The organism is Lacihabitans lacunae, from assembly GCF_042649125.1.
In the GTDB taxonomy this organism is placed as follows: Bacteria; Bacteroidota; Bacteroidia; order Cytophagales; family Spirosomataceae; genus Leadbetterella; species Leadbetterella lacunae.
In genome coordinates, this window is the sequence record NZ_JBHRYQ010000001.1 from 3,710,696 (window position 1) to 3,723,110 (window position 12,415).

General features: G+C 39.5%; 11 protein-coding genes. 3 read left to right on the forward strand and 8 right to left on the reverse strand.

Annotation, left to right across the window (positions count from 1 at the left end; all coding sequences use genetic code 11):
• The 3 genes from ACFOOI_RS16030 to ACFOOI_RS16040 all read left to right on the forward strand — a co-directional run bounded on the left by ACFOOI_RS16030 (position 1) and on the right by ACFOOI_RS16040 (position 4,569).
• Entirely contained in the window at positions 1 to 2,214 is a 2,214-nt protein-coding gene (locus ACFOOI_RS16030) for a xanthine dehydrogenase family protein molybdopterin-binding subunit (RefSeq protein ID WP_379839037.1), read from the forward strand.
• A gap of 123 nt (positions 2,215 to 2,337) precedes the next feature.
• Positions 2,338 to 3,327 (forward strand): LLM class flavin-dependent oxidoreductase, encoded by a 990-nt coding sequence (locus tag ACFOOI_RS16035; RefSeq protein ID WP_379839038.1) that lies wholly within the window; start codon positions 2,338 to 2,340, stop codon positions 3,325 to 3,327.
• Positions 3,328 to 3,387: 60 nt separating this feature from the next.
• Positions 3,388 to 4,569, forward strand: coding sequence for an oxygenase MpaB family protein (locus ACFOOI_RS16040; protein WP_379839039.1), 1,182 nt, complete (start codon positions 3,388 to 3,390; stop codon positions 4,567 to 4,569).
• Positions 4,570 to 4,590: 21 nt separating this feature from the next.
• Here ACFOOI_RS16040 and ACFOOI_RS16045 read toward each other — a convergent pair whose 3' ends face one another.
• The 8 genes from ACFOOI_RS16045 to ACFOOI_RS16080 form a co-directional block, all read right to left on the reverse strand.
• A complete protein-coding gene (locus ACFOOI_RS16045) occupies positions 4,591 to 6,012 on the reverse strand; it encodes a 3-coathanger stack domain-containing protein (protein ID WP_379839040.1) in 1,422 nt (473 codons plus the stop codon).
• The gene (locus tag ACFOOI_RS16050) at positions 6,009 to 6,386 is read right to left on the reverse strand and encodes a LytR/AlgR family response regulator transcription factor (RefSeq protein WP_379839041.1); all 378 of its coding nucleotides are present in this window, start codon (positions 6,384 to 6,386) and stop codon (positions 6,009 to 6,011) included. Before ACFOOI_RS16050 ends, ACFOOI_RS16045 begins: the two co-directional genes overlap by 4 nt.
• A gap of 205 nt (positions 6,387 to 6,591) precedes the next feature.
• Entirely contained in the window at positions 6,592 to 7,560 is a 969-nt protein-coding gene (locus ACFOOI_RS16055) for a hypothetical protein (RefSeq protein ID WP_379839042.1), read from the reverse strand.
• A 4-nt stretch (positions 7,561 to 7,564) separates the two neighbouring features.
• A complete protein-coding gene (locus tag ACFOOI_RS16060) occupies positions 7,565 to 9,205 on the reverse strand; it encodes a tail fiber domain-containing protein (protein WP_379839043.1) in 1,641 nt (546 codons plus the stop codon).
• A complete protein-coding gene (locus ACFOOI_RS16065; protein WP_379839044.1) occupies positions 9,202 to 10,128 on the reverse strand; it encodes an alpha/beta fold hydrolase in 927 nt (308 codons plus the stop codon). The genes ACFOOI_RS16060 and ACFOOI_RS16065 overlap by 4 nt, the downstream gene beginning before the upstream one ends.
• 57 nt (positions 10,129 to 10,185) lie before the next feature.
• Positions 10,186 to 10,644: a hypothetical protein gene (locus tag ACFOOI_RS16070; protein WP_379839045.1), complete on the reverse strand. Its 459-nt coding sequence runs from the start codon at positions 10,642 to 10,644 to the stop codon at positions 10,186 to 10,188.
• A 22-nt stretch (positions 10,645 to 10,666) separates the two neighbouring features.
• Positions 10,667 to 11,524 (reverse strand): hypothetical protein, encoded by an 858-nt coding sequence (locus tag ACFOOI_RS16075; protein WP_379839046.1) that lies wholly within the window; start codon positions 11,522 to 11,524, stop codon positions 10,667 to 10,669.
• Between the two features lie 235 nt (positions 11,525 to 11,759).
• Positions 11,760 to 12,383 carry a response regulator gene (locus tag ACFOOI_RS16080; RefSeq protein WP_379839047.1) on the reverse strand — a complete coding sequence of 208 codons (624 nt, stop codon included), beginning with the start codon at positions 12,381 to 12,383 and terminating at the stop codon, positions 11,760 to 11,762.
• Positions 12,384 to 12,415: the final 32 nt, after the last annotated feature.

Here is a 12,415-nt window from a genome sequence, read left to right on the forward strand (position 1 = left end):
ATGAAAAAGTGGACGAGAAGAGCATTTATAGGTACAGGGGTATTAGCAGGCGGAGCGGCCATATTTGGCGTAGCTATTCGCCCCGGAAATAGGGCAGGAGAGATGGCCGGTTTATTATCGAAATCAGGCGAAACCTTATTGAATATTTGGCTAAAAATAGGAACCGATAACCTAATAACGGTCTACATACCGCATGCCGAAATGGGCCAAGGTGTGCATACCTCTTTGGCCATGATGTTGGCAGATGAACTTGACGCCGACTGGGACAAAATTAAAATAGAAGAAGCTCCCTCTAACAAAGAATACGCTTCAGGTGGCGTAATACGAGGATTTATAGCTGAAGGGAAAGCGTATCCGGAGTTTTTGCAAGACACCATGAATGGCATTTTTAATACCATCGGAAAAGTGATGCACATGGAGCTAACGGGCGGAAGTGCCTCGGTGCGTTTTACGGGTAAGTATGTGATGCGAGTAGCGGGTGCCGCCGCACGCCAAATGATAAAACAAGCGGCCGCCCAAGCCTGGAATGTACCTATAGAGGAGATTTCGACCGACAAGAGTATGGTTTCACATATTAAAACCAACAAAACCGAACCTTATGCTCGCTTTGCGGAAGCTGCCGCAAAACTTAAAATGGAGGCTCAGCCAAAATTAAAAGACAGAAGTGAATTTAAGATAATGGGGACTTCCACCCAACGAAACGATATACCACCCAAAGTAAATGGAACCGCCAAGTTTGGTATTGATGCACAGTTGCCAAACATGAAATACGCTACCATAAAAGCCGCTCCAGTTTTTGGAGCAAAAGTAAAAAGCATAGACGAGTCAGGGCTTACCCAAAGAGCCAATTTTCAGAAAGTTATTAACCTCGAAAACGCCGTTGCGGTAGTTTCAGATGGCTATTGGCATGCAAAGCAATCATTGAGCGATTTGAAAATCACGTTTGAAGCCACGCCAAATGACAAAGTAAATACCACTGAGATTTTTGATTCTTTTGCCAAAGCACTAGGAAATACGGGAGATTTTAATTCAGACAGAAAAGCGGGAGACGTAGAGGGGGCGTTTAAAACGGCTTCTAAAGTTATAGAGCAAACATATAAAGTGCCATTTTTGGCTCACACGGCCATGGAGCCTATGAACTGCACCGTATGGCTACAAAAAGATAAATGTGAGGTTTGGATAGGGTGTCAAAATCCCTTGGGAATACAAAACGCAGTAGCAGACATAGTAGAAATGAGCATGGATCAGGTGCATGTCTATAATCAATATTTGGGTGGAGGTTTCGGCCGGAAATCAGAAACAGATATAGCTCAGCAAGCCGCCAAAATAGCCAAAGAACTAAGTTTCCCTGTGAAGCTACTATGGAGCCGCGAGGAGGACGTACAGCAGGATAAATACAGAGATGCGAGTATCAGCGAGTTTAAAGCTGCACTAGATAAAAGTGGAAAAGTGACTGCTTGGCAGAATTTCTACACCTTTAAAAATCACCCGAAAGAAGCCACTTTGATTCCGTATGCCATAGAGAATCAATACATAGCCAACGTAATACCTGAGACGCACATTCCGTGGGGAAACTGGCGGAGCGTAGACGCTTCAAAGCACGGGTATTTCATTGAGTCTTTTGTAGACGAATTGGCACATGCTGCCCAAAAAGACCCGATAGTTTTTAGAAAAGAAATGCTAGCGAAACACCCGCGAATGCTCAAAGTGCTAGAAACCGCCGCCAAAAAGTCAGGCTGGAGCACAGTGTTGCCAAAAGGCAGTGGCCGGGGTATTTCTTTGGTAGAATCATTTGGAACTATAGTGGCTGAAGTAGCCGAGGTACATATTTCGGAGGAAGGACAAATACGAGTAAATAAAGTTACCTGTGTGGCCGATGCTGGCTTTGCGATGCACCCTGACGGCTTCATAGCTCAAATGGAAAGTGGAATCATATTCGGATTAACGGCCGCACTTTATGGCGAAATAAACATAGAAAACGGAGCGGTAAAAGAAAGTAACTTCCATGACTATCAAATGCTAAGAATGTCTGAATCACCCGAAATAGTGACTCACATAATAAACAGCGACGCTCAACCGGGCGGTGCAGGTGAACCGAGTACGCCGGGTATTGCTCCAGCGGTTTGTAACGCCATTTTCGCTATAACGGGAATCCGCGTTAGGGAACTTCCAATCAAAAATCAGGATTTGAGCATTGGAAAATGGGTGGTGTAAATTTGTTCGTTTTTGGGTTTTAGGAAGGTAAAAGCTCCGCTGTTTAATCAATTTTAATATAAAGTTGTTAAAACAAACTTTATAATTTTTCTTTTGGTTTTAATAGAAAGCAATTACACAAAAATGACAAAAATACCAATTTCAGTATTGGAACTTGCCACCGTGACCGAAGGCGGCAATTTTAAAACAGCCATAGACAATACCGTAAAAGTAGCCCAAAACGCAGAGTCTTTGGGGTACACCAGAATCTGGATGGCGGAGCACCACAACATGGAGTACATTGCCAGTTCTGCCACTTCGGTTTTGATTGGCCATGTAGCCGAAAAAACCCAAACCATTCGTGTAGGCTCAGGCGGCATTATGCTGCCAAACCACAGTCCATTGGTGATAGCCGAGCAGTTTGGCACCTTAGAAACCATGTACCCAAACCGCATAGACTTAGGCCTTGGCAGGGCACCGGGCTCCGATCAGCTCACGGCTATGGCTTTACGCAGAAATCAAGAAACGGCACATGCCTTTCCAAACGATATCAAGCAACTACAAGCCTACTTTAGCGAAGAAAATAGAGACGCAAAGGTTCGGGCTTTCCCGGGTGAAGGTCTAGATATTCCGTTGTATATTTTGGGCTCAAGTACCGACAGTGCATATTTGGCTGCCGAAATGGGCTTGCCTTATGCATTTGCGGCACATTTTGCTCCAGCACAGTTTCGTACTGTTATTAACATTTACCGAAATAACTTTAAGCCATCAGAGAAACTCGCCAAACCGTATGTAATGGCTTGTGTAAATGTGCTAGCTGCAGATACAGACGAAGAAGCTCAAATATTGTTAAATAGCTTGATAAGTCTCATTATTGGCATTTTAACCAATACCAGAAGGCCACTTCGTCCGTTAGAAGCAGTACCTGAGGCGTACAATATCCCCGAAGTGAAAAATGCCGTAAATAACATGTTAGCCTGTACGTTTGTGGGCAGCCAAGAAACCATCAAACAAAGCCTGAGCATCTTCATTGCAGAAAATAACATAGACGAGCTTATCGTGGCGTCGCACATTTATGATTTGGACGCTAAACTCAAGTCGTTTACTATTTTGAGCGAGGCACTTGCCGTATAGAGTTTTATTATAAGCAAGATTTTTTTAGTTAAAAGGACAAAATATTCTCAATCATAAACCATGGAGTTAGAAAGGATTCAATATCCAACACAGAGTTTTAATCATTATTGGGAGCAGCCACAATGGAAAAGTGAGTTAATTAAACTGGCAGAAATCCCTGACAAAGAAGAGATTTTTGCTTTTTCTAAATATTATTTAAAAAGTGATGAACTGGCTGAGGCGGTCATCAAAGAGCTAATGGCGAGTTTTTCGCACGCTGAGCTTTTCAGTTTTGTAGACAAGGCTTTAGCCCAACCCGAACTAGCCAAAGAATACCCATATACCAGTCAGCTACTGAAAGAATGCTTGGTTTTTCCTGAATGGGTTGACGTAGATAAACTTGAAGATGGAGCGTCTTTTGCTCGCAAATCAGGAGTTTTAGGCTTGTTGGTTTTGCGTAACTTTAGTTTAATGGGTGGCTACGAGTCTGCTGCTGTAAACAAGCCTTTGGTTTTTACTTCAGAACTTAAAAAAGTAGCCGGAAAGCGAATTTCTGAAACTACCGAGTTTTGGGTAAATGTAATAGAAGAAAACCTATTTAAGTCGGGCACAAAAGGTGCAGCTGTGATATTGAAAGTCAGGCTTGTGCATGCCATGGCACGGTATTATGTTTTGAAAAATCCCGAATGGAACTCTAACGCTTGGGGTTTGCCCATAAACGCAGCGGATTTGATGGCGACTAACCTTGGCTTTTCTTTACTTTTTATGAAAGGCTTAGAAAAACTTGGGTTTGAGCTAAGCGAAAAAGAAGAAGAAGGCTTTTTTCATTTATGGCGGTTTATTGGCCATTATCAAGGTATACCGAGCGAGTTACTTCCGCTAAACAGAAAAGAAGCCGTTCGTCTTTTATACATCTGGACCATGACTCAGCCCGAAGGCGATGCCGACTCCATAGCTTTGGCTAAGTCGCTGCTCAATATTCCGAAAGAACCGCAGTTTTCGGGCACAAAATTTCAGAAATGGCTTATTTACGAGGCGAATCTTTCTTTCAATCAGTTTTTTTTGAGTCGAAACTCTTGCCGAAACTTGGGTTTGCCTAAAAGTAGGCTTCCTTTTTTTCCTTATATTTCAAAAATGATGGTTAAAATATTGGCTTTTAGATACAGAAATAATCGAGCAGAATGGGTAAAAAAGGCCAGAGAAATACAAATGGAGATCAAAGAAAAAGCAATGAAAGACTACGGGAGTCTTGGGAAAAGGTGATTTTTGAGCTTATTTGTCGTACTAAAAAGCATTACTTTTTAAGGCAATATTTTTCGAGCCGTATGAGAGGTTAAATATCAAATCTTGTCCAAAAGAAGTCAAGTTTGCAAAATCGCCATTGGTGGTTATGTTTCGGGCCGGACAGCCATCATTGAACCACTCCCAACCTAACCAGCCTATTCCATTGGTTTTTAAAATGGGTAAGAGGTTTTTATAATTAAAGCTAGAAGGTGCCGCATGCTCAACAGCGGTGCCATCGATTCCATAATAACATTCAGAATACCCCGAGGGAGGATTAGTATTCCAATTGTCGGCACCCAGTTGGCGATTTGCCAATTCACCAAAAATCAAAGGAATATTGTTGTTGATTGCCGTATTTAATTCATTGGTTTGATTGTCTACTGCCCAATAGGCATGAATACTAAAAATTAAATTGTGCTTGGGGTCGTGAGCCAAAAGCTCTGTTGCTGCTAAATTTATTAGTTTTAAACTTGTGCCTCCTATAGGTGCATCAATCATCAAGGGTACATCGAGCCCCGCAATTCTAAGGTTTGTTATTGCAATTTTATATTGGTTTTTCCAGTTTGTAAAAGCCGCTACATCTGAAGGCAAGTTTGGGTCGTAAGCAAAGCCTCGTCCAAAACCAAGCTCATTGATGATGTTTATAATCAAATATTTTTTGTGTGTATTCAACATATTCACTCTGGCCGGATCTGTCCACCAAGACACATAGCCATTTGGGGTATTGAGTTGGTTGGGGTCATTGATATAGCCATTCCAAAGTGTTACCACAGGCGTGATTCTTTTTGCGGCAAATTTGGTAATTAAGGTGTTTAGGTCTGTATCTGTATGGGAAGTACCGGTAATAGCGTTCTGAAACCAGACGATTCTTGCCATATTGGCTCCAGACAAATCAACTTGATTGACATATTCGTTTGCTCCAGAAAATTGCCAATAGTCTGTTGGATAATTTATGCCTATAGGAACTAATTTCTGGTGATTGGCATCAAACAAATCTCTTCCTTGAATATACATGTTGGCTGCTGGCGGATTATTGTTGGGACAATTCGCAATTTGAGCCGTAAAAACAGCTTGATTTCCCGCTTTAAATCCCGGCATTAAGGTTACAGATTTTTCTGCCGAAAAAACTACTTTAGCACTACCTGTGATTTCTGAGTTGTTTACCTCAATTTTTTGAGCGGAAAAGGACCTAGTGCCTGAATTTATTTGAATTGTAGAGGGGTCATTTAAAGGTAAAGTCAAAAGTTCGGGGCATTGCAATAGCACATTTAAATTTCTAATATTGACCTTTGGAAGTGTAAATAATTTAGTAGAAAGAATATTTGGATTTATTTGTGAATTAGTATCGGCAGGTATTGCAAAAATTTGAGAATTGGCTACAAAAAATAGTAATATGAAACCAATACTAAAAAACACTTTCATAGCCTTGTAGATTTTATATGATTTTCGACAATCGGGAATTTCCTTCTTGAGACAGCAATGATTTCACCGTTACTAAGCAAAATCCTTTTAGTTTTTTTTGTGAAAATCAGATTTTGGATATGATTGACATTGATAAGTTGGCTTCGGTTGGCTCTAATGAAATTTTGATTGGGTTTTAAAGCTCCTTCAAAGAGCGATAGCGTTCGAGAAGAGATGATTTTTTTGCCACTAACCAAATGCATTTCAGTATAATTCAAATCACTGTTCAATAAAATTAAATCACTGGTTTTGATGAAATTAATTCGCCCATTCAATCGAACACTTATGAGTCCGTTTTCAATGTTTGGTCTTTGTATATTTATAAAATTGTCCATGGCTTTATTATGTTAATTCTTATCAATTTATTCTTAAGCTTTGCCACATCTAGGCGATAATCTGGGTTTTACCTAAATTTTGAAGCCAGTCTAAGTTTATTTCCTTAATTAAATCTTAAGTGAATTTTCAATTATTTTACTTTGAGAAAATGTCAATTAAAAATCAAATAAGAAAGAAATAATTTCGACTAACTCCTCTCCAAATTTACTGACAGCTTCCATTTACGCAGACTTTACCAGTAGGGCATACATTACCACATCCTCCACAATTATTTTGATCATTACTTGTCAAAACACAATTATTTCCACATTTCACATATCCTACTGGACAACCGCAACTTCCGTTTATACAAGTTAATTGACCCGGACAAACAGTTCCACACGCGTTACAATTATTATTATCCGAATTTAGATTAACACAGTTATTATTACAGTTTGTATAAGCAGCGGGACAAGTTTCAGTAGTAACTTTTACCCAACCAATACCTTTCCACATGTAGAGTCCTACACCACTCAAGGCTGTTGCATTATTGTTATAAACAATAGTCCCATCTGAAGGCGTTGAGGCAATTGGATTTGGAGAATCTGAGGCCGTTAAGGTTAATCTGGGTGGTAAAAAACCTTTATTAATTGAATAAACTTCTAATTGTGCTGTTGGACTAGGGTTGCTAGTTCCAATTCCCCATTGTCCTGTAGGCAGTACTATGGATTGATTTTGACCATTGTTTGTATGTATTACCAATGAATTATTACTTTTGGTCCCTATCCAACCAGCACTTCCTCCAACATAGGTTCCTAATTCAATACCTCCACTTGAATGTATCATTCCATAAGAATCATTAACCGTCTGAACACTTAGTTTATTTGTTGGAGTGTTAGTACCAATACCTACATTCCCTAAATTGGTACTAAACTGATTTATACCAGAACTTTGCCAAGCTCCACCTGAGCCACTATTGGTCACCGATTGCCAAGTTGTTCCGTCCCAATATTTCATTAGGTTCAGGCTATTGTCAAATACCATGGTGCCTTTTGCTTGACCAGTTAGAGCATTAATCTGAACAGTGGTCATTTGTGGAAACATCACGCCTTGCGGAGTCAATGTGGAGTTTTGAGAAAAAGCTTGATTTTGAATTCCCAAAAACAAGGACAATAGGATAATTTTTGCCTTCATGGTTTTAATTATTTAGTGAAGTAATAGTTGCTTTTTTTACTAGTTCAATTTCAGCTTTTAACTGATTATATAACTCCTTAAATTGATTGGAATGGTTTTGCAATTCAATTTTCATTTTTTCATTTTCAGTTTTTAATTCCTGAATGGCTTTGAGGGCCACCACGCTCATTCCTCCATAGTTTACACCAAAATATTGCCCGTTTTGTGTTATAAATTCTGGAAAAAGCGGTTGAACCTCCTGAGCAATTAAACCCATTTGGTGGCTTTTGTGGAGCGTATCGGTTTTATAAAAATACCTAGAAACTTTTAGTAGAGCCACTTTATCGAGTATGGATTCTACAGGTGTAATCTGTTCTTTTAAGCGAATATCTGACGATTGCATCCATGCCCCGTCGGATTGACGTACATAGGCCTTGAATGCTCCTGATGCACCATAATGTAAGTCAAGATTTTCGTTACTGGGGTGTGAAAATGTCCAAAATTGATTATTATTTGAAATATCTCGTTTTATTCTTAGTCCATATCTTTCAGGATTATCTTGTGCTGGGCTATAGTGATTCAATTGAACGGTTCCTGTTTGTCGCACTTCAAAACAGTTTCGGGGGTTTGAGCTAGATCCATTTCCAATTGTGAATAGAAATCGGTCAACACTTAATGGACTTACAAAAAATGGATCAAAATTAAAAAGACCAATGGCAAAAGCATCATTTGAATAAACAATGGTATTATTACCCATAGCAAGACTATTTGCTCCTACCGCCTTGGTGTTATTGCCAAATGAAACTGCGTTTGTTCCAGACGCTACACTTTCGTAACCCGCCGCCAAAGATTGACTACCAGAAGCTTTTGTATAAAAACCGGTAGCTAGAGAGGTAGCTCCACTTGCTTTAGTCCCTTCACCCATAGTATGGCTAACTGAGCCTGATGCAACTGTACCTACTCCAGTAGCTGTACTGTAGTAGCCAGATGCTTCTGTGTTACCACCCATTGCTGTGCTTTTATCACCTGAAGCGGTGTTGTTCGATCCCAAGGCTGTGCTTGCATTTCCTGAAGCAAGGAGATTTGCCCCTATGGCAGTGCTAGTTCTACCTGTTGCTGAAACATATGACCCGATGGCTGTACTCCCCACTCCAGAAGCTTTTACATCCAGCCCCAAAGCTGTTGAAAACAGACCGATATTGTTTGGATCCCAATCTGCTGAACGAAAATCAGTTAAGGAACCAGCTCTGAAGGCACTTCTTGAAGGTATCCACATAAAGCGAGTTCCTGCTCCGCTTTCGGGTGCGGTAGGAGGGTGAGATTGATCGTTACTTTCATAACTAAAAGAGTATTGGCCGCCAGTCCAAAAACCTCCCGAATTGGTATTTTTAATTTCATTGCCAGCGGCTCCAATTAAACTCCAATAATTAGAGGTACTACCAGCTTGGGGAAGTTCTGCCCAAGCACTAACTTTCCGATACCAAAAACTATTTGTGGTGGTATTAAAAACCAAGGTACCTACTGATGGATTTACTATGGCATTAATCTGAACAGTGGTCATTTGCGGAAACATCACGCCTTGTGGAGTGAGTGTGGTATTTTGAGAATAGGTGTATCTTGTTGATAATATAAATATTAGTGTTGAGAGAAAAAGTTTAGTTTTCATAGTTTTTGTTTTTTCATCCAGTTGTTAATTTCTCCAAAAAATACTTCGGGTTGTTCTATCCAAATAAAATGTCCTGCATTTTTGATAACGGCCAAGTGAGAATTTTTAATAGCTTTATGGATTCGCGAAGCGTGTGAAATTTGGTCGCAGATAAAATCATCATCTCCCACTAAAACCAAAGTAGGAACTGTGATTTTTGGCAATAAGTCCAAAATTTGTTCTGATCCTAAGCCACCTTTTGAAGTCATTTCCCAGGCCTTTTGGCTGAGTTTTACATTTTCTACTGCCATAAATTTGGGTAAATTGGCTTGATCATGAAAATAGAAAGGCATGATATACCCCATATTCTCTTGTAGTGTCCGTTTTGTGGTATCTTGACCCAACAACATTTTGGACCCAGCGGCATAATAAGGGGCAGAACTTCGTTTTTGAATGGCTTTTACATATTCATCTTGAGCCATTTGGTCTAAACCCGCAAAGGCTGCAATAGCTATTATTCCGTTTAGGTTTTTATTATATTTGATGCCATAATTAAGCACTTGCCAACCGCCCATGGAATGTCCAGCTATCCAAACTTTCTCTTGTTTTAGATGAATTCTGAGTTGCTCTATGTCTTCAATAAAATCATTTGTTTGATAATCTTCGGGATTGTCAGAGCCTTCTGAAAGACCCGAGGCTCGAGTGTCTAGCCAAACCATGGTAAAAGTTTTCTCAAGCTCCGGCATCGAATTTTTGTAGGCATCGAGATTAGGACCCCATCCGGGTGTTGGAAAAATACAAATAGGACCTTTGCCAGAAACCACATAGTGAAGTTTCAAACCATTTATGTTGGCATAATGCTCACCTTTTGAAAGTGGATTTTGTGCGAAACTATAATATTGAAATAAGAAAAATAAAAAAAGTGTAATTCTAAATGACTTCATAAGTGTTACATGTTTTAATAGATAATGAACTGTATGTCAATATTTTAATTTGTTAGATCATATTTTTTGGCCTCTTAGAATACTCCACGCTACCACGATAATTAAAAAACCAAAAGCGAGCATCAGCAGTAAGCCTGGTATTTCACGCCAATTAAGAATTACGGCATTGGCTGTATCACCAATTGGATAGGCAACAGAAATTTTTTCGCCAATGGAATAGTTAAAAAAAACGAAAACTTGCGGAGCCTTGCTTTGCGATTTAATGATTTCATTATTGTTTGAAACAAACTCAAAAAAAGGGCTTTTGCCCGTTAGAACACTTTTAGAACCGTTATTGCCATTTTTTACAATCCACTTACTTCCTTTTGATTTAAACCCTATTATTTTTGCTTCGGTAGTCCTGCCTGAAAATGGTAAATAAACCATTTGTGTCAAGATATTTCCCCAATAGAAAAATATGCCTAAGCCTATTGTCAACATAATTAGGCCTATTAGTTTGTTATTTTTTGTTTTCATTTCCTTTTACTATCACATAGGTCTAATAATGTAGAAATATGGCACCTACAGCTCCAACTCCATAGGTTAACCCATTATGGCCGCATCCACCTCCTCCTCCTGGAAATTTTCCATCACTTATAAATACACTTAAACCTGAGCCGCCAATATACTGTCCGGAATTAACATCAAATTCCATGGTATAGGAATTTCCTCCATTTCGAAATGTTGGATAGGTTCCACCGCCAGCTCCACCTTTCACGATTTTTCTAAAAACGCCAGCATTTGCTTGTTGAAAACTAAAATCGGCACTTTTACCATTTTCACCAGAAACTATAAGTTGGTAGTTGGTGGAGTTATAGAATAAACCAGACCCAGCTAAAGAAGCGGAAGCATTGTATGCTCCAGCTATGGTTGTGTTATTTTTATTTAAATAGTTATAGTTGTCACTAAACACTATTTCTAATACATCTGATGGATTTACAATAGCCAAGCATTGCACATATTGTCCACCACCTCCTCCCGAACATGGCACATTGGCACTCACTGTTGACATGACTTGACCATTACCACCGTTTCCCCAAATTTCAATCAATATATTGGTGATTCCTGGCGGTACAGTGAAAGTGGCTGTTTCTGTAAATAATTTATGATTTTTATACGGATTTAAAGACGAATTGGAAATTCCCGAAATATAATTCCACTCAGTACCGTCATGCACCGCAAGTTTCTTTTCATCGGCGTTGTAAACCATATTGCCGGCTTGCTGTGGGGGGAGGCTATTTTGCTGAGCGGTGGAAAGTCTGGGTAAAGTAAGGCTTTGGGGGCTTAATTCAGATGCTACTTGGGCTTTTACCAAAATAGGAATAGAGAAAGCGAATAGTAACAATTTTTTTTTCATGTATATCGGCTTTAATTTCTGATACAAAATTGATTTAAAATTATAAAGGCTTCAATACCATAAAAAGGTGATATATTAGACCTTTTGGTCCATATAATAAAAAACAATTTGGGTCAATAACCCTTTGTGGGTTTAATTTCTGCGAGGGGTGTATCGCGTTAACGATAGGAGCGGCATCCTTTTTGGTCTGGCGTAGACGGACAAAAAGATACAGCGGATAGCGTGTTAAAACGCCCTAGATAATGCCTTCTTTGATGGCTTTGGCAACTGCTTCGGGGCCGCATTGTACGTGCAGTTTTTGGTAAATATTCTTAATGTGGCGTCGTACGGTTTCGACAGATATATTGAGTTCTATAGAAATCATTCGGTAAGAAAAGCCCTTGGCTAGGAGATTGAGCACCTCGATTTCGCGTGTTGTGAGTGCGTATGTTTGGTTAGAAATTGGTTTACGAAAAGATTGCAAAACTTTTGTGGCAATGTAAGGTGACATGGGAGCTCCACCTGTCGAAACCTCCTTGATGGCCTCGATTAGTCGGCTAGGAGAGTCTTTTTTGAGAATATAGCCATCTGCACCTTTGCTTAGGCTATCGAACAAATGTTGGTTTTCATCAAATACGGTATGCATGATGATTTTTATTTCTGGGTATTTACTTTTTATTTCGAAGACGGCCTCAGTGCCAAGTTTCTGTGGCATTTCGATATCCATTACGATAATATCCGGTTTTTTTTCTTTGGTATTTTGAAGAGCATTTACACAATTGTCGTATGCGTGTAATAGCTCCATTTCTGGTGTGGCTTCTATTAGCATGCAGATTAATTGGCAAAGGCGTTCGTTGTCTTCGTAAACACTTATTTTCATCTCCTTGTAATTTTATGCAAAATTGCCATGTT